Annotated in this window: 17 protein-coding genes and 1 pseudogene; 9 read left to right on the top strand and 9 right to left on the bottom strand. The window is 70.1% G+C overall.

Features of this window, described 5'->3' with window-relative positions; translation table 11 throughout:
- Positions 1-35: 35 nt before the first annotated feature.
- The 5 genes from RZ84_RS24505 to RZ84_RS24525 all read right to left on the bottom strand — a co-directional run bounded on the left by RZ84_RS24505 (position 36) and on the right by RZ84_RS24525 (position 5,428).
- Positions 36-896 carry an alpha/beta fold hydrolase gene (locus RZ84_RS24505; RefSeq protein WP_043266097.1) on the bottom strand — a complete coding sequence of 287 codons (861 nt, stop codon included), beginning with the start codon at positions 894-896 and terminating at the stop codon, positions 36-38.
- Positions 897-1,028: 132 nt separating this feature from the next.
- Positions 1,029-1,865 (bottom strand): ABC transporter ATP-binding protein, encoded by an 837-nt coding sequence (locus RZ84_RS24510; RefSeq protein WP_052230145.1) that lies wholly within the window; start codon positions 1,863-1,865, stop codon positions 1,029-1,031.
- A 103-nt stretch (positions 1,866-1,968) separates the two neighbouring features.
- The gene (locus tag RZ84_RS24515; RefSeq protein ID WP_052230146.1) at positions 1,969-2,451 is read right to left on the bottom strand and encodes an HD domain-containing protein; all 483 of its coding nucleotides are present in this window, start codon (positions 2,449-2,451) and stop codon (positions 1,969-1,971) included.
- A 113-nt stretch (positions 2,452-2,564) separates the two neighbouring features.
- Positions 2,565-4,019, bottom strand: a complete 1,455-nt coding sequence (locus RZ84_RS24520; RefSeq protein WP_043266099.1) for a penicillin-binding transpeptidase domain-containing protein — start codon at positions 4,017-4,019, stop codon at positions 2,565-2,567.
- Positions 4,016-5,428, bottom strand: coding sequence for an FtsW/RodA/SpoVE family cell cycle protein (locus tag RZ84_RS24525; protein WP_241777842.1), 1,413 nt, complete (start codon positions 5,426-5,428; stop codon positions 4,016-4,018). The genes RZ84_RS24520 and RZ84_RS24525 overlap by 4 nt, the downstream gene beginning before the upstream one ends.
- Positions 5,429-5,850: 422 nt before the next feature.
- Between RZ84_RS24525 and RZ84_RS24530 the strand changes: the two genes are divergently transcribed.
- Positions 5,851-7,146, top strand: coding sequence for a cytochrome P450 (locus RZ84_RS24530; protein WP_198540048.1), 1,296 nt, complete (start codon positions 5,851-5,853; stop codon positions 7,144-7,146).
- 55 nt (positions 7,147-7,201) lie between these two features.
- Positions 7,202-7,403: pseudogene (locus RZ84_RS24535) on the top strand (response regulator transcription factor); the annotation flags it as partial.
- Between the two features lie 256 nt (positions 7,404-7,659).
- Here RZ84_RS24535 and RZ84_RS24540 read toward each other — a convergent pair.
- Positions 7,660-7,809, bottom strand: a complete 150-nt coding sequence (locus tag RZ84_RS24540; protein WP_157878892.1) for a hypothetical protein — start codon at positions 7,807-7,809, stop codon at positions 7,660-7,662.
- A gap of 659 nt (positions 7,810-8,468) precedes the next feature.
- Between RZ84_RS24540 and RZ84_RS24545 the strand changes: the two genes are divergently transcribed.
- The gene (locus RZ84_RS24545) at positions 8,469-8,831 is read left to right on the top strand and encodes a DUF6083 domain-containing protein (protein WP_063772700.1); all 363 of its coding nucleotides are present in this window, start codon (positions 8,469-8,471) and stop codon (positions 8,829-8,831) included.
- 1,731 nt (positions 8,832-10,562) lie between these two features.
- Here RZ84_RS24545 and RZ84_RS24550 read toward each other — a convergent pair.
- Positions 10,563-11,075 (bottom strand): P-loop nucleotide/nucleoside kinase family protein, encoded by a 513-nt coding sequence (locus tag RZ84_RS24550; RefSeq protein WP_043266103.1) that lies wholly within the window; start codon positions 11,073-11,075, stop codon positions 10,563-10,565.
- Positions 11,076-11,463: 388 nt separating this feature from the next.
- On the opposite strand from RZ84_RS24550, the gene RZ84_RS24555 reads away from it, so the two are divergent.
- Positions 11,464-11,910: a GntR family transcriptional regulator gene (locus tag RZ84_RS24555; RefSeq protein ID WP_043266104.1), complete on the top strand. Its 447-nt coding sequence runs from the start codon at positions 11,464-11,466 to the stop codon at positions 11,908-11,910.
- Between the two features lie 11 nt (positions 11,911-11,921).
- Positions 11,922-12,491: an HD domain-containing protein gene (locus tag RZ84_RS24560; RefSeq protein WP_198540161.1), complete on the top strand. Its 570-nt coding sequence runs from the start codon at positions 11,922-11,924 to the stop codon at positions 12,489-12,491.
- On the opposite strand, the gene RZ84_RS24565 is transcribed toward RZ84_RS24560, so the two are convergent.
- Complete coding sequence (locus RZ84_RS24565) at positions 12,479-12,952, bottom strand: NUDIX hydrolase (protein WP_043266106.1); 474 nt, start codon at positions 12,950-12,952, stop codon at positions 12,479-12,481. The genes RZ84_RS24560 and RZ84_RS24565 overlap by 13 nt on opposite strands.
- A complete protein-coding gene (locus RZ84_RS24570; RefSeq protein WP_043266107.1) occupies positions 12,949-13,719 on the bottom strand; it encodes a helix-turn-helix domain-containing protein in 771 nt (256 codons plus the stop codon). The genes RZ84_RS24565 and RZ84_RS24570 overlap by 4 nt, the downstream gene beginning before the upstream one ends.
- 577 nt (positions 13,720-14,296) lie before the next feature.
- Between RZ84_RS24570 and RZ84_RS24575 the strand changes: the two genes are divergently transcribed.
- The 4 genes from RZ84_RS24575 to RZ84_RS24590 form a co-directional block, all read left to right on the top strand.
- Positions 14,297-14,590 (top strand): hypothetical protein, encoded by a 294-nt coding sequence (locus RZ84_RS24575; protein ID WP_043266108.1) that lies wholly within the window; start codon positions 14,297-14,299, stop codon positions 14,588-14,590.
- Complete coding sequence (locus RZ84_RS24580; protein ID WP_043266109.1) at positions 14,587-15,201, top strand: hypothetical protein; 615 nt, start codon at positions 14,587-14,589, stop codon at positions 15,199-15,201. The genes RZ84_RS24575 and RZ84_RS24580 overlap by 4 nt, the downstream gene beginning before the upstream one ends.
- Positions 15,198-16,214, top strand: a complete 1,017-nt coding sequence (locus RZ84_RS24585; RefSeq protein ID WP_043266110.1) for a DUF2637 domain-containing protein — start codon at positions 15,198-15,200, stop codon at positions 16,212-16,214. The genes RZ84_RS24580 and RZ84_RS24585 overlap by 4 nt, the downstream gene beginning before the upstream one ends.
- On the top strand, positions 16,211-16,729 hold a 519-nt coding region (locus RZ84_RS24590; protein WP_241777843.1), incomplete at its 3' end, for a GGDEF domain-containing protein. The genes RZ84_RS24585 and RZ84_RS24590, both read left to right, overlap by 4 nt.

A 16,729-nucleotide genomic window follows, 5' to 3' on the forward strand; every position in this document is an offset into this window, starting at 1 on the left:
CGGGAACTGCCGGAGCGGGGCGCGGGGTTGTGCGCTCACTCCGCCAGGAACCCGGTGACGAGGCGGTCGAGCTCGGTCACCTCGCTCTCCGGCATCGCGTGGTGCCCGACCCCCGCCAGGGTCTCGATCCGCGCGCCGGCCAGCGTCCGCTCCGCCTGCGCGGCGACCCGCCGCGGATCGTGCGCCCTGCTGCGCCCCGCCAGCAGCACCAGCGCCGGCGGGGCGGCGCTGCCCAGCCGCGCCACGTCCGGCCGCGGCCCGGTGACCGCCTTCGCACCCCGGAAGTCCCGGGCGCCCAGCCCCATCAGCCGCACCAGCTCGGGCGCGACCGGCCGGCCGCCCCGGGTCTCCCACGCCAGGAACCGCCGGGTGCTCGCCTCACCGGGCCGCAGGAACAGCGGCGCGGCCCGCAGCAGATACGACGCCCGGTAGCCCGCGAAGCACTGCGTCGGGTCGAGCAACACCAGCCGCGCCACCAGCTCCGGTGCGTGCACCGCGTACCGCAGCGCGATCCAGCCCCCGTACGAATGCCCCAGCAGCGCCGCCGAGTTCAGCCCGAGGCCGTCCAGCACGGTGTCCAGCCAGGCCATCAGGTCGTCCGGGGTGCGCAGCGCCCGCCCCGCGGGCACGCTCAGCCCCGGCGCGCCCATGAGGTCCACGGCGTACACCCGGTGCGTCCGCCCGAACCCGGCGGCATGCGCGTACCAGGCGGCCGAGGTGACACCGCCGCCGGAGAGCAGCACCAGCGGCGGTCCGCCGGCCGGCCCGCAGGCGTTGACGCGGGTGGTGCCGAACTCCCCGCCGACCTCCAGCCGTTCGACCGGGACCGGCCAGAGTGCCATGGCCTGCCCGTACGCGGCACGGAATGCGGAAGTGGCGGTGGACGTCGCGGTCATCGGTGGCCCCCGTGGCGAGAAGAGAGAAGTGGACGCGCCGGTAGGTATCCTGCCGGACCGCGCCGGCGGCGCCACCGCAACCCCCCCTGGAATCCCAGGGCCAGGGCCAGGGCCTGGCCCATCGGACAGACCCTAGTTCCGGCCCGACCGCGCCAGCCAGCGCCCCTCGTACCGGGACACCTCGATCGGCCGCCCGAAGCAGGCCGTCATCCGCTCGCCGGTCAGCACCTCCGCGACCGGGCCGCGCGCCTGCACCCGCCCGTCGCGCAGCAGTACGGCGTGGCCGATGGCCGGGGACAGCTCCTCCAGGTGGTGGGTGACGGTCACCGTCGCCAACTCGGGCCGGTCCAGGGCGAGTCGGTGCAGCGCGTCGATCAGGTCCTCGCGGGAGGGCAGGTCGAGCGCGTTGAAGGGCTCGTCGAGCAGCAGCAGCGAGGGGTCGGCCATCAGCGCGCGGGCGATCAGGATCCGGGCCCGCTGGCCGCCCGAGCAGACGCCGAACGGGCGGTCCGCCAGCTCCTTGCAGTCCAGTTCGGCCAGCAGCCGGTGGGCGCGCTCGCGGGTCGCCGCGTCGTACTTGCGCCACAGCGGCTGGACCGTACCGGTCGCGCCGGTCAGCACCACGGTGTGCCCGGTGGCGTCCTGGGGGACCTTCTGCGCACCGGAGACCAGCCCGATGACGGCCCGCAGTTCCCGTACGTCCACCGCGCCGAGCCGGTGGCCGAGCACCTCGACGGTGCCCACGGTCGGGAACATCAGGGCACCGATGAGGCGCAGCACGGTGGTCTTGCCGGCGCCGTTGGCGCCGAGCAGCGCCCAGTGCTCACCGGACCGCACGGTCCAGTCGATGCCGTCGAGGATGATCTGGCCGGTGGTGTAGCGGCGGACACCGACGCCGTCCAGCGCGGCGATCACCCGGCCCGCGTGAGGACTTGGGGACCGCGGCTGCGAAGTCTGCGGAGGAGTCATCGCGGCAGACTAGCTGCGTACGGCAGCTTTCCGTGCGGGCGTCCGGTGGGTGGAATCCGGCGGCGGCATCCGGGGCAGGCGGCAGGCGGAATACGGCGGCGATTCAGGCCAGGCCCAACAGGGCCCGTACCCGGGCGTACTTGGCACGCAGCCGCTCCCGGGTCGGCGCGTCCAGGACGGCCAGCCGCACCGGATCGGCGTTGTGCGCGAGATCGGCCTCCTTGACCAGGAGTGCGCCGGGCGTGGCGAGGATCCGGGCGGTGTACTCCTCGACCGGCTCGCCGGCCCGCTTGGTGACGGCCCGCACCATCGCCCTGGTCGCCGGAGCGAGCGCCGCCTGATCGAGCCATTCCTCGCTCAGCGCGTCGTCCTCGACCGCGTCGTGCAGCCAGGCCGCCGCGATCTGCTCGGCGCTGCCGCCGCGCTCCCGTACGCCCGCCGCGACCGCGGCCAGATGCTCGGCGTAGGGGCGGCCGGCCTTGTCGGTCTGCCCCGCGTGCGCGCGCCGGGCCAGCGCCTCGACCTCGGCGAGCGACAGCGTCGGGGGCGCCGCGGCGGACGCGGACGGGATCTCCTGGGAAGCCATACGGCCATTGTGGCGGGGGAGTCGGGGAGTACGGGAGCGAGGGGGCCGGGCCGGGCGGCTGCGCTCCCCGAATCCCGTCTCCCCGGCTCCCGTCTCCCCTCTCCGCGGCACCCTCACCGCAGCCCGGCCGCCATCACCGCCCGTGCGATCGGCCCGGCGCTGCCGCCCCCGCTGATGTCCTCGCGCTCGGCCTCCGCGTCCTCCACGACCACCGCGACCGCGGCCAGCGGCTCATGGTTCTCCTTGTCGCGCACCCAGGAGATGAACCAGGCATACGGCGTGCCCTCGTTGCGCTCCCCGTGCTGCGCGGTCCCCGTCTTGCCGCCCACCGTGAACCCGTCGATCGCCGCCGGCCGGCCGCTGCCGTGCGCCACGACGTCGGTCATCATCTCCTGGAGCTGCTCGGCGGTGGCCGGGTTCATCACCGGCCGGGTGGGGCGGCGCGCGCCGGGGGCGACCAGCACCCCGCCCGCGTCGGTCACCTTGTCGACGAGGTGCGGCGGCGTCAGCTGGCCGTCGTTGGCGACCGCCGCCGCGACCATCGCCATCTGGAGCGGGGTGGCGGCGGTGTCGTACTGCCCGATGGAGGAGAGCGCCAGCTGCGCCGGATCCATCCGGGTGTCGAAGGTGCTCGGCACGACGGCCGAGGGGATCCGCAGCCCGCGGTCGTTGAACCCGAACCGCTCCGCCGTGGCGGCCATCTCCCGCAGCCCGACGTCCACGCCCAGCCGCGCGAAGACGGTGTTGCAGGAGAGCCGGAACGCCTCCTCGAGGCCGGCGTGTTCGCAGCCCGGCGCCGGATTGCCGAGCGAGGTGCGGGTGCCCGGCAGGGTGTACGGGTCGGGGATGTCCAGCGGGGCGTCGATGTCCCGCACCCGGCCGCTCTCCAGTGCGGCCGTCGCGGTGACGACCTTGAAGACGGAGCCGGGCGGATAGGTCTGCCGCAGCGCCCGGTTGAGCATCGGCTGCTGCTCCGCCCGGTTCAGCCGCCGCCACGCGTCGGAGACCGAAGTACCGTTGCCGGACAGCTCGTTGGGGTCGTACGAGGGGCTGCTCACCAGCGCCAGCACCCGCCCGGTCCGCGGCTCCACCGCTGCCACGGCGCCCTTCCTGCCGTCCAGCCCGCGGTACGCGGCGCGCTGCATCGCCGGGTTGATGGTGGTCTCGACCCGGCCGCCCGGCCGGAGCGCACCGGTCAGCCGGCCCCACCAGGGGAAGAGCGAGAGCCGGCGGTCGGTGCCGGCGAGGATGCCGTCCTCGGCGCGCTCGATCAGCGAGGTGCCGTAGAGCTGCGAGGAGAAGCCGGTGACCGGCGCGTACAGCGGCCCCTCGGTGTACGTGCGCTCGTACCGCAGCCGCCCGCCGCTGTCCCGGGAGCCGGTGACCGGGCTGCCGCCGACGTCCACGGTGCCCCGCGGCTGGGCGTAACGGACGATGCCGGCCCGCCGGTTGGCCGGGTTGGCGTCGTAGCCGTCGGCTTCGAGGAGCTGTACCCGGACGGCGTTGACCAGCAGCGCCACCAGCAGCAGGAAGGAGAAGGCGGCGGTGCGCCGGATGGCGCGGGTCACCGGGCGCCTCCCGGGGCGCCGGGCGCCGCCCGGTCCGGGGCCGGTCGCGGCCCGCGCGCCCGGTCGCTGATCCGCACCAGCAGCGCGACGATGATCCAGTTGGTCACCACCGACGACCCGCCCTGCGCCAGGAACGGCAGCGCCATCCCGGTCAGCGGAATCAGCCCGGTCACCCCGCCCGCGATCACGAAGACCTGGAGGGCGGGCAGCGCCGCCAGCCCGACGGCCAGCAGACTGCCGAACGGGTCGCGCAGCCCGAGCGCCGCCTGGTAACCGCGGCCCACCAGCAGCGCGTACAGCACCAGCAGCGCGGTGAGCCCGGCCAGGCCCAGCTCCTCGCCCCAGGTCGCCAGGATGAAGTCCGACTTCTGCGCGAACCCGATGAGATACGAATGCCCCTGCCCGAGGCCGGTCCCGAACATCCCGCCCGCGGCGAACGCGAACAGCGACTGCGCCAGTTGGCCCGGCCCGCGGCCCGCCGCGATCCCGGCGAACGGATGCAGCCAGTCCCGTACGCGCCCGTGCACATGCGGCTCCAGCCTGCCGACGGCCGCAGCGCCCACCGCCGCCAGCAGCACCCCGACCGCGAGCCACCCGGTCCGCCCGGTGGCGACGTACAGCAGCACCACGAAAATCCCGAAGAAAAGCAGCGAGGTGCCCAAATCCCGTTCCAGTACCAGCACCCCGACACTCATCAGCCAAATCGTGACCACCGGTCCCAGTACCCGCCCGGCCGGCAGCCGCAATCGCCCCACGGACTGCCCGGTATGCGCCAGCGCATTACGGTTCGCCGCGAGATATGCCGCGAAGAAAACCGTGATCAGTACCTTGGCGAACTCGCCGGGCTGAATGGAAAATCCGGCGGCCCGGATCCAGATCCGGGCGCCATTGACCGCGGGAAAGAAAATCGGCACCACCATCAGCAGCAGCGCCAGCGCGGCGCACCGGTCGGCGTACCGCTGGAGCGTGCGGTGGTCGCGCAGCAGCACCACCACCGCGATGAACAGCCCGACGCCGGCGGTGGACCAGACGAGTTGCGCGGGCGCGGCCGGGTCGGTGGGCGTCTCCAGGTCGAGCCGGAAGATCAGCACCAGCCCGAGTCCGTTGAGCAGAACGGCGGTCGGCAGCAGCAGCGGATCGGCGTACGGGGCGCGCAGCCGCACCGCCAGGTGTGCCAGCAGCGCCAGCCCGCCCAGCCCCGCCCCGTAGCCGGCCGCCCCGCTCGGCACCGGATGCGCCCGGGCGAAGCCGACGACCACATATCCGCAGGCGCTGAGGAGTACGGCGCCCATGACGAGGGCCAGTTCGATGCCCCGCCTTTTGGGGAGCAGCGGCGGGGACGGGGGAGTGCTGCCCCCGGGGCGCGCGCCGGCCGCCCTTTTCGACGCGGGCGCCGTCATATCTGCCATATCCGGCAACGTAGCAACCAGCAGCCAATATTTCCGTTATGTCGCATACGGCGTTCCGGGCGGCGGCCGGTACGCACACCGAACTCGCCCGGGATACGGAGCGCGGCGGGCAACCCGTCGCGCTCCGTCCCGCGTCCTAGGGGAAGAGCCAGGGGCCCCTCCGGGGTATCCCGGGGTTGTTCCGTGAACGAGGTCAACGGCAGTTTGTAAACTCGGGCGGAACGAATAGCAGAAGGCCGAGCTCGTCACGCTGATGCGGGCGACCGAACGCACCGGTCGACGTCGTGGACCTGCGCCATGACGCCGCACGCGAGGGGCTATGGCGTATGTCACATCCGTGCACGCCGAGTGGAGGTCCCGCGCCGTTTCGGCCCTCGGGGGCGGCCGGGTGCGGGCGACCGTCCCCCGCGACGAAAGGCAGTATGAGCGTCATGACGACCCTCCGTTCCCGGATCATCGCCTGGACCGGCCGGATGTATCTGGCGAGAACGAGGAAGAAGGGCTTCGACCTGTCTCGAATGTCTTTCTTGCCCGAATCCGTCCTGATGCCGTTGCGGCGCGACGGCCTGGACCCGGTCCGTGAACTCGGGGCCGTCCGCGAAAAGGAGCCCATCAGCAGGCTCCCGGTGCCGATAGCCGCAAATGTCTGGCTCGTCACCGGCTATGACGAGGTCAAGGCGGTACTGGGCAAGGCCAATGCCTTCAGCTCCGATTTCACCAACCTCGTGGGCAAGGCCGGCGCCGGCGCCGAACAGAACCCCGGCGGCCTGGGATTCGCCGACCCGCCCGTCCACACCCGTCTCCGCCGCCTGCTCACCCCGGAATTCACCATGCGCCGGCTGAGCCGGCTCACGCCCCGTATCCACGAAATCGTCGAAGAGCGGCTGGACGCCATGGAGGCGGCCGGCCGGGACGGCACACCCGTCGATATCGTCCACTCCTTCGCGCTGCCCATTCCCTCCCTGGTCATCTGCGAACTCCTCGGCGTCCCTTACGAGGACCGGGCCGATTTCGAGCGGCTGAGCGCCGCCCGTTTCGACCTCTTCAGCGGCGCGAACGCGTCATTCGGCGCCATATCCGAATCCCTTTCCTACTTCCGGGACATCGTCAAGAAGCAGCGCGAGAACCCCGGTGACGGACTGCTCGGCATGATCGTGAAGGAGCACGGCGACGCGGTCTCCGACGAGGAACTGGCCGGCCTCGCCGACGGCGTGCTGACCGGCGGCTTCGAAACCACCGCCAGCATGCTGGCCCTCGGCGCCCTGGTCCTCCTCCAGGACCCGCGGCACTTCGCCGCCCTCAAGGACGGCGACGAGGCGGTCGACCGCTATGTCGAGGAACTCCTCCGCTACCTCACCGTCGTCCAGGTCGCCTTCCCCCGCTTCGCCCGCGAGGACATGGAGATCGGCGGGGTGCGCATCGCCGCCGGCGACGTCGTCCTGTGCTCCCTCAGCGGCGCCGACCGGGACGGCGAACTCGGCCCCGGAATGGAGCAGTTCGACCCCTCCCGCAACGTTCCGTCCCACCTCGCGTTCGGCTACGGGATCCACCGCTGCGTCGGCGCCGAACTCGCCCGCATGGAACTCCGCGCCGCCTACCCCGCCCTCGTCCGCCGCTTCCCCACCATGCGCCTCGCCGCCGCCCCGGAGGAACTCGCCTTCCGCAAGCTCTCCATCGTGTACGGCATCGAGTCGCTGCCGGTCCGGCTGGACGGCTGACCCCGGCCCCCGCCGTGCCGTCCGTCCCTCCGCCACCGGCCGGCACAATCCGCCCGTGACCATTCGCCTACTGATCGCCGCCGACCAGGAGATGGTCCACCGCGGAATGCGGCGCGTTGGAGCGCCAGCCGGACATGCAGGTCGTCGCCGAGGCGGCCGACGGCGTCGCCGCGGTGGAGGCGGCACGGCGGCTGACGCCGGACGTGGCGCTGGTGGACATCCGGATGCCGCGGCGGGACGGCCTGGAGGTGACCCGGTTTGCCGGCCCTCCGACAGGCCCGGTGGGCCCCGCCGAAGGGACCTGAACCACCCCCACAGAACCCGGTGTTGCCACACCGCGCGCTCGTCGCCCACCACGCAGGCCCGGCACAACTGCCTGCCGCCGCCCGAGCTGTTCGAGGCGTTCGTCGCCACCGCCGCCGTCGGCGATGTCCTCGCGGGCGCAGACGGCGATCGCTCCCCGGTACGCGGCCAGTACCTGCCGCATCGGTAACTCGGTAACCCGGCACTCGATCACTCCGTCAAGAACTTCCTGACGGTGAATCCCAGAGTGGCCACACCGATGAACGTGGCACCTCCTGCACCCAGCGAGGTGTAGGCGGGTGCTCCCACGGTATAGAGCGTGACCGTGCCGAGCATCGCGGCGATGAGTGCACCGAGCATGATGACCGCTGCCCAGAGGCCCCGGAGTGACGGCTCGTAGGTGGACAATGCGCATCAATCCCCTCATCTGTGAATGCGCAGCTCTGCCGAAACGGGCTGCCCGACGAAGCTGCGTCCGGCGGATGGCGATGCTGACAGGGGGAAAAGTCGCAGACCAAAAAGGGGTGAGTGGGATAACTGTCGCTTGCACAGGAGAAGATCCCTGTCTGTCCGGGATCACTTCTCCTCTGTACTGCACTGGCATCACGGTTCCGCTGTGATGCCCCAGCAACCGCAGGGGAATCCCCAGCAGCGCCAAGAACCCCCGGATGCCCTACATTCCCGTGCCCCGGTCAGCCGCTGAGCCCGGGAAAGCCCGCGTGCGGCAGCAAGCACCGGCGCTCGCACCGGCCGCAGTGTCTCGCCGATCACTGCCCGCCCTCACGGCCGCCGACACGCACCCCTCGACTCGTGGCCCTCAGCCCGAACAGACCGGTGGGGCTCCGTGGCGTCTCGGCCGCGTGCCGTCGGTCGTCAGTTGCTGGTTGCACCTGCCGCGTCGCGTTCCGTTTCACCGATGAACGACCGCATCCCGTGACCCGTCCTGTTCACGCTCTTCGCATCGCGGCCCTGCCCGTCGACCCTCACGGTATGGGGGTTTCCGGAGAGGCCCGCGTCGGCTGGAGGGCGGGCAGCCGCGCTGCCTGTACTGCGGCCTGGCGGCGGACCGCGTGGCGACGTTGGAACAGGACTGGGTGCTGTTGGAGCCGGACATGATGCCGTTGGCTCACACGGTGCCGGCGGAGCATCGGTGGATAGTGCTGTCCGATGGGCGGGCGACCGTCTACGGCGTGTGCCCGCCGGATCCGTCCCAGCGGTGCCGTATCGAGCACCGGCTCGCCTGCTCCGCCCAACCGCTGCCGGATCTCTGGCCGTGGTTGACGACCCTGCGAGGCGAGAACGGCCGGCGAGCGGAGCGCCGGGCGGCGGCCCCGCAGCCTCCGGAGGAATGGCCGGACGCCGGATACCCGGACGCCGGATAAGGGGCAACGTGGTGGCGATGATCGACCGCCACCATTCCGGGGCTCGACCCGGGCAGATCCCGCAAGATCCCGTCAACGGATCGCCCGCAGGCCCTGTCCTGGGACCGCTCGGCACGGCATCCGCCCGCACATACGCAAAGACCCCGCTGACCGCTGTCCGCTGGTCGCGAGGTCTTCTGGCACTTCACTCGAAGTGCCCCCGGCAGGATTCGAACCTGCGCACACGGCTCCGGAGTGATTGTCTGATTGCACCCCTCTATACCCTGTGACCTGCGGCGGAGGCGGACCAGAGTCACGCGGCGACACAGTGTGTGTCGGAGGTGTGTCGCGAGGCGTCGTTGGAGAGAGATCGGAAGGCGCCTTCGGCACCTGCGAGCATCAGGGTCGGCTTCGCCGACGGGCTGCAACACCCCGGGTGTTGCAGCTGTCTGTGCATCGGCAGCACATGGCTCTGGCAGGAGAACAGCGTCCCGCACGTAGTGCTCGCTTCTCTCCCGGAGGATGAACCGGCTGGCGATCGTCCACATGCGCAGATCTGGAAACCAGAAAAGCGGTGCTCTTGTGGGTGGCTCGGCCGCCTACCTAGTTTCGGTGAGGCTTCAACTACTTCCGAGAGAACACGGGGGAGCCCATGTCATTGACGCACGCTGCCACACCGGCGATCTCCGCCGGAGTTAAGCCGCACGCACCCACCCGAAGGTCGCGGTGGATCAGGAGCGGAGCCGTGACTGCCGTTCTCGCGTGTGTGGGCGTCGCGGGCCTGGCGCCCACGGCCCACGCCGCACCTCCGCCCTCCATCCCTGTCGTGGTATCCGGTCCCGGCTACGTCGACTTCTACTGGACCCGTAGCGAAACCAGGACCGTCCTGGCGCCAGCAGTTCAGGGCGGCCCGGCCGCAGTGGCTGCCGCGGCCGGGGCAGTCTGCGCCGTTCCCGGCTCGGTTGTAGGTGGGGTCGGAGCTGCTGCGGGCGCCGTTTGCGGCGCTGCGGGTGCGATCTACGGCGCTGTTGAGATCGGGCAAATCAACACGGCGGCCGCTAACAACGAGTGCGTCGAGGAGCACTCCCGCTACTTGCCCTTCGCGGCGACCTGGTTCACTGCCGACAACGGTCCCAACTGCAATCCGTAGCGGCGACGGACTCCGACCCGGGGCGGCTGATCCACCGCAGGACTTGCGCGGCATGCTTGCACACGCACCCCGCGTCGCAGAATAGGCTCCGGTCGCCAAGGCCCAGCGACGCATCGCAGTTCGCGCACTTCTGTGCCCAGAGCTCCGAATCAGGGGCCACCTACTGCCTTGGTAGGTGGCCCCTGATCAGGTGTTTCACTAGTCGGGGTGGCGGGATTTGACCCCATGGCCTCTTCGCCCCGAAGCAATTCGACCGTCCGTGCGGCCAGAGCTGTCGGAGCCATTGACCTGCGGCGAAGGTGTCTGGGTGTCCGTGGTTGTCCGCTGCAGTTCGCAGCGGTTGTAGCGCAGTTAGACACTCAGTCGAGGCCGTGCTGCCGTCGGCTCGTAGCCTCACTCCGGAGTGATTGTCTGATTACACCCCTTTCGGGCGGGGACGCGGAGGGCGTACGTTCCGAATGATCCTGTGATGGTCACCAAGTAGGCCCGAGTTGGCGCGCGGGTCGGAAAGGGGCCCGGTTCGAGAAAGACGTCCCGGTCGAGTGAGGGCAGGCCACTGCCGCCTGATGGGGCCCACGATCCTGCCGTGAAGCCCACAGAGGTCAGGAAGCCGCCGCCAAGAACTCAAGAGCCGCAGCCACGTTGGACGACACGTCGTTCACGGCGTCCAGCACCAAGCGGTGATCGGTCCACGGGGCGAACTCCTCCCGCAGCCGTTCCACCGCCTCCCACCTCGGTTCCAGGAAGCCATCGATCCCGCGGGAGCGGCCTTCGAGCCGCTGGCGGTGCACTACCGGATCCGAACACACCACCTCGATGAACGCCACCGGCACACCATGACGATCCCCCAGCGACCGCCACTGCTCCCGCGCCGCTTCCACGGCGTTGACCGCGTCGGCGATCACAGTCTGGCCAAGGGCGAGCACACCGTCGGCCACGGCTTCGGCCACGACATACGCCGCCAGGCCGGTGGGCTGGTTACGCGCCACCCCCGCACGCCACATCGCTGCCTCGATCGGGTCGACAGAGACGACCGGAGCAGCCAGCCTCCGCCCCAACGCCTCGGCCACTGAACTCTTCCCCGCACCGGGCAGCCCTGCCATCACGATCAACATGACGACAGCCTCGCACCCCCAACCGCTGTCAAGGCCAGAACCGGGCAGGCATCTTCGGCCCGGTCATCGAGTCACCCTCTCATCCACAGGATTTGACAATTGCTCGCGTCGTTGGAGAGAGAACGGAAGTCGCCTTCGGCGCCTACGACTTCTAGGGTCGACTTCGCCGACGGGCTGCAACACGTGAGCGTGTTGCAGCCGTCTGTAATCGGACACCCCGGACACCTGTCACTTTGGGGTGTCCGGGTCGTTTTCGCTGGTGAGAGGCTTAACCGGACAGTCGGACACGTGGGACACTCCCTACGACGCCCTGGGGCAACCGCGGCCCACCGTGGGAAGCTGGGAGAAGCGAGCCGCTGCCAAGCGAGATCATCGAAGGGGAGGCTAGGTGCCGCAGGCCAGTCCACGAGGCACGTACTTGCAGATCTCAGAATCTCTGCGCCAGAAGATCGAGAAAGGCAAGATCAACGAGGCTCTGCCGTCCGAGGCGGAGTTGGTGAGCACCTACGGTGTAGGCCGCAGCACGATCGGCCGGGCGCTCAAGGAGCTCAAGGCGGAAGGCATCATCGAGTCGGTTCAAGGGGCTGGATGGTACGTCGTGGGGACGGGTGACCGGCGCCCGCTCGTGGAGAGGGTGACTGATCTACTTCGAGCCGACGGCGTCAAGGTCGGCGATCCCTTCCCCTCCGAGAACGAGCTTTGCGAGCGCTTCGGCGTGTCCCGCACTGCCGTGCGTTCCGCGATCGCGCAGTTGGAAGGCCGTGGGCTCATCGGCGTGGGAGCGAGCCGGAGGCGCGAGGTTCGGGCACTGCCGATTGGACAAGGGGACTCATAGCCGTGGCCACGATGGACATTACGAAGCGCGCATACGGTCTTGCCGAGGCAATGCTGTCCGAGCCATTGCCTCGGCGCTGGTCCCATTCTCTGGGAGTCGCTGAGCGCGCGCGGTCCCTCCGCTCGATCCTCGGGGAGGATGCGGACTTGATGGAGGCCGCAGCGGTGCTGCACGACATCGGCTACTCACCACGCATTGCGATGACGGGTTTCCACCCGCTTGATGGTGCCCGTTTCCTGAGGGATCAGGAGGCCGTGGATGAACGAGTCGTGCGGCTCGTGGCGCACCACTCATGCGCCCTGTTGGAGGCGGAGGAGCGTGGGCTCCGTGACCAGTTGGAGAGCGAGTTCGAGCTAGAGCGCCCGGCGCTCGTAGACGCGCTGATCTTCTGCGACGTGACGACAACGCCGGACGGCGAGCCCACTACTTCGCAGGCGCGGGTCGCTGAAATCGTGGCGCGGTACGGGCGTGACACGCTCGTGGGTCGTTTCATTCAGCGCGCTGCACCCGAAATGCATGCGGCTGTGCGACGCGTTGAAGACCGGCTTAACGCAGCTCGGGAATCCAGTCAGCCGATGTAGGGCTTGATCCGCGACTCGTCTAGGCCGTGCTCGATCCGGAGTCGCATGGACGGATGGATGTTGAGCTCGTCGAGGTCGGCCGGCGGGACCCAGCGGACCTCTTTGGATTCGGAGCTGGTGCGCAGACTGCCACTGAGCGGTCGGGCGTGGAAGCAGATGGAGAACTGCTGCCGGACCTCGCCATCGTCGTACGCGATGACGTGGTCCGGATCTGTGTAGAGACCCACGATCTCCTCGACTACGACGGTTACCCCAGTCTCTTCTTCCACCTCACGCACGACGGTTTGGGCGATGCTCTCGCCGATGTCGTGCCCGCCGCCGGGTAGGGCCCACAGGTTGTTGTCGGTCCTGTGGATGAGGAGAACGCGTCCGTCTTCGTCGCGGACGACGGCTGTCACGGCTAGCACTACCGAGTTGGCCTTGGGCGCGTTGGGGTCGTGGAAGTAGTCGATGCGGCTCATGTTCTAGCGCCTTCGTAGTCGGTGGGCGAGGTGATCTGGCGGGCTGCTTCCCATATGCGCTCCATGCTCTCGGCGTAGGTGTCGAACAGCTCGCCGCCGGGGACGCGTTGGAGGTGAAGTACGGGCGCCAAGTAGGCGGCCGCGCCGTAGACGTGTGGGTTCGCTAACAGTTCGTTGTCGGCGCGATAGATCGAGTTGTAGAGCGTGGTGTCGTGGAGCCTGAACTCCACGCCGGGTAGCCCGAAGAGTGGTGCGTAGTTCAGGAGCGCGTTGCGGATCTTCGCCGCGACGGCTGGGCCTATGCCCTCGTCGTCGCCGCGGACGGCAACGGCCGCGCTATTGGGGTCGCCGAGGAGGAACCGCACCGGTACGCCCTCGGCCGACTTCTCGCGTACGAGTCGGTGGAAGCGCGGATCCTCGGTAAGCCAGAAGCCCGCGTACACGAGCACGTCAAAGTGCGTCGTGGCCCCGGCGTACAGCTTCGTCCAGGCGTCCGGCGGCATAAGGTGGCGGTGCGGGTACAGCTTCACCAACTCTGCTTCGGTGGAGGCTGTCACCTCTTCGGCGGTCTGCTCGTCCGGCCACAGGTAGGAGACCTCCCGCCGGAGCATCGATGCCACGGCGTATTGAAACCGCTGGTAGGGCTTGCGCTTGGGCTCTGTGATCCAGCGATCGACGGTCTTCGGGGACACCCCGAGCCGTTCGGCGATCTGATCTAACGTCAGACCGCTCTCCACGATGGCGCCGCGCAGTCGCTCGTTTGCCACACGTCCTCCCCGATGCGGGACGTCCTGGGACGACTTCGACTGTATCGAGTCGGGCGCAAGTCGTACATGCGCGGAGTCCAACGTCCGCGGCTTCGCCGCCAAGCTGGTCATGTCGCTGAGCGAGGCGGCGGTTCCAACACCGAGGCCCGAGAGGGTTGACGCCGCGGAATCGGTCTGGCACGGTGGCAAACATGTAATACATGCTCCGCATGACGGCGGGGTGTGCAGCGCCGATGTACGTCCGGCGGGTCCTGCGGCTTTGCGGCCGCGGGAGCCCCTTCCAGGGGTTACCGCGCTCGTCGGAAGCGTTCGTTCCTTGACAACTGAATGGGGATCACGCCGCCTCTCCTCGGCCAAGTAGGCGGCCACGCGGGCTCCGGCCTGCGTGAGGTACAGCGCAACCCCACGTCTCGTAGCGCTTCGGCGCTGCGGCCCCGGACAGCCGTGAGGCGGCAGATCGAATCTGCCCCGGGGCGCTTCCCCGCCGCAGTCCGCGGCCGGGGCTTCTGGGGCGGCCGTCGTCTCGCCAAAGTCCTGCGGCCCCCCGGCTTCCTGTCCCACCGATTCAGGAGCTCTCATGCACGCCTACATTGGCGGCCATCAGGCCGTGAACGACCGTGATTTCGTCGAACTCGCCCTGGGTACGCCGCTTGAGCTGTGGCTTGGGGTGGAGGGCGAGACCGAGGAGGAGCGGGCGGCCCGGCTGGATGCCGCGCGGGACATCCTCGCCGAGAACCCGACTCTCCCCGACGAGGTGAGTCGGGTCGCCGCTGAGGCGATCGAGGCTTACGCGCCGGAGCTGTTCAACGTCGTCCCGCTACCGCGCGCCACGCGGCGTCGCCGCGTCTCCCGCAAGGGGGTCGCGGCATGAGGAACAACGCTCCTGCGTACGAGGACTTGTTGGACCACACCGGCAAACCTCGCCCTTCGTTCGATATGGCGCTCAGCTACGAGCAGGTGCGGCTGGGCTTGGCCTTCCACGAGGCCGGGCACGCGGTGCTGTCCATGGCCTACGGCGTCCACGTTGTGAGCAGCGAGGTCATCGCCTGGCAGCCTTCCCCTGATCGCTGGTCGGTGACCGGCAAGACCGCTTCCGAGGCGCACGACGTCTCGCCGTGGCACTACGCGGCGCAGTGCGCGGCCGGGGAGCTGGCCCACGTGCAGTACCTGCTCACGAGCGGGCTGTGGACGCCGCAGCTGGCTGCCGGATGTGCGGCCGACCATGACCGTGAGAAGGCCATCGACGTCCTGGCGCGGTTCGGCTATCGGCTCGGCCGTGACCACACCCCTCAGGGCGGCAAGTCCTGGGGCATGGTCCGCGGCATCGCGCGGCGCAAGGTGGACCGGCTGTGGCCGGAGATCTGCGCCGTGGCCCGCGCGATCGACGCGGCCGACATCGTCACCGGCGAGCAGATCGCCGACCTGACCGGCCTGCCCAATCCTCCGCACCCCGGGCCCGCATGCCTGGGAGGTGCGGCATGAACACCACGACCGAGACGGCGCGGCCGAAGGTTCCGCCGCTGACCAGGCCGGAGAAGTGGCTATTGGGTGCGGTCGCGGTGTTCGCGGCCGGGGTCGGTGGTTTGGGTCTGGCGTCGTCGTTCGAGGCGGTGTCGGCCGCGGGGGCTCGCTGGGGGTTCGCGTCCCCGTGGATGCTGCCGGTCGGTATCGACGTGGCCATCCCGGTGTTCACCGCGGCGTTCTTGCTGCTGATCCGCACGGACATGGCGTTGGGCTGGGTGCGGTTCGTGCCCTGGGTGCTCACCGGGGTGACGTGCTGGCTGAATATCGCGGCCGGGCACTCGCTGTCCGCGAAGGTGGCGCACGGCACGATGCCGCTGTTGTGGGTGGTGTTGTCCGAGGTCGCCGCGCACGTCTACGCCTGCCGCATCGGCGCGGTGACCGGCCGGAGGATGGAGAAGATCCGCCGCTCGCGCTGGCTGCTCGCTCCGCTGTCCACGTTCGCCCTGTGGCGGCGCATGACCTTGTGGGAGATCACCTCCTATACCGATGCGCTCGCTCGTGAGCGGGAGCGGCAGTTGGCCCGCGCGCAGCTGCGGCAGCGGTTCGGGTGGCGGTGGCGCTCGAAGACGCCGCGTCCTGAGCGGGTGCTGTTGAAGCTGGGCGCGCTGGCCCCGGTCAGCGAGGACGTCCCGCCCGCGTCCCTGCAGGCCCCGGTGCCGCTCGAGCAGGAGGAGCCCAAGCAGCCCCGCAAGCGCCCCGGCAAGTCCAAGGGCAAGCCCAAGGGCAGGTCGAAGCCTGGCAAGGGGCAGCGGACCGCGGCGGAACTGCTCGCCGAGGCCCGCACGGTCACCGCCGGCTGGAGCGATGACGCGATCAACGCCGAGGCGATCCGCACCACATTGCACTGCTCGGCCGCCAACTCCCGTGTGCTGCGGGACCTGTTGCTGACCGAGCGGGCAGAGGGCCGACGCCTGCACCCCATCGACGACGACGCGTCCGAGGGCGACGCCGGTGAGGGGGCTGCGGCATGAACACCCTGGCCGCGATCCTGCTCGCTGCGCTGCCGCTGGCCGCCGGGTGGGCGGTCCACGTGTGGTGGCTGACCGGCTGCCTGAAGACCGCCCGGCGTGACCCGCTCACCGGGCTGCGCACCCGCGACGGCTTCACCCGCCGCGCCACGACCCTTCTGAAGGACCCGCGCGCGGTCGTGGTGCTCGCCGACGTCGACCGCTTCAAGCAGATCAACGATCGCTTCGGGCACACAGCCGGGGACGCGCTGTTGAAGGCGACCGCGGACCGCCTGGCCCACTACGCCGGGCCCGGCGGGGTCGCCGGGCGGCTCGGGGGCGATGAGTTCGCCGCCGTCCTGCTCGACGACCACGGCACTGCAGGCGATCTGCTCGCCGTGCTGCACGGGGTGCTGGCCCGGCCGGTCGACGGCCAGGACCCGGCGGTGTGCACCACGGTCTCCCTTGGCTGGGTGCGCGCCGCGGACTTCCCCGCCGATGATCTGTCCGGGCTGCTGCGGCGGGGGGGGGGGGGGAAG

The organism is Streptomyces sp. CT34 (assembly GCF_000805335.1).
Taxonomy (GTDB): domain Bacteria; phylum Actinomycetota; class Actinomycetes; order Streptomycetales; family Streptomycetaceae; genus Streptomyces.

Bases quoted from the DNA above. Each gene is read 5' to 3' on its own strand.
- RZ84_RS24505 (WP_043266097.1), bottom strand. From the start codon at position 896: ATGACCGCGACGTCCACCGCCACTTCCGCATTCCGTGCCGCGTACGGG.
- RZ84_RS24510 (WP_052230145.1), bottom strand. From the start codon at position 1,865: ATGACTCCTCCGCAGACTTCGCAGCCGCGGTCCCCAAGTCCTCACGCG.
- RZ84_RS24515 (WP_052230146.1), bottom strand. From the start codon at position 2,451: ATGGCTTCCCAGGAGATCCCGTCCGCGTCCGCCGCGGCGCCCCCGACG.
- RZ84_RS24525 (WP_241777842.1), bottom strand. From the start codon at position 5,428: ATGGCAGATATGACGGCGCCCGCGTCGAAAAGGGCGGCCGGCGCGCGC.
- RZ84_RS24530 (WP_198540048.1), top strand. From the start codon at position 5,851: ATGAGCGTCATGACGACCCTCCGTTCCCGGATCATCGCCTGGACCGGC.
- RZ84_RS24540 (WP_157878892.1), bottom strand. From the start codon at position 7,809: ATGCTCGGTGCACTCATCGCCGCGATGCTCGGCACGGTCACGCTCTAT.
- RZ84_RS24550 (WP_043266103.1), bottom strand. From the start codon at position 11,075: ATGTTGATCGTGATGGCAGGGCTGCCCGGTGCGGGGAAGAGTTCAGTG.
- RZ84_RS24560 (WP_198540161.1), top strand. From the start codon at position 11,922: ATGGACATTACGAAGCGCGCATACGGTCTTGCCGAGGCAATGCTGTCC.
- RZ84_RS24565 (WP_043266106.1), bottom strand. From the start codon at position 12,952: ATGAGCCGCATCGACTACTTCCACGACCCCAACGCGCCCAAGGCCAAC.
- RZ84_RS24575 (WP_043266108.1), top strand. From the start codon at position 14,297: ATGCACGCCTACATTGGCGGCCATCAGGCCGTGAACGACCGTGATTTC.
- RZ84_RS24580 (WP_043266109.1), top strand. From the start codon at position 14,587: ATGAGGAACAACGCTCCTGCGTACGAGGACTTGTTGGACCACACCGGC.
- RZ84_RS24585 (WP_043266110.1), top strand. From the start codon at position 15,198: ATGAACACCACGACCGAGACGGCGCGGCCGAAGGTTCCGCCGCTGACC.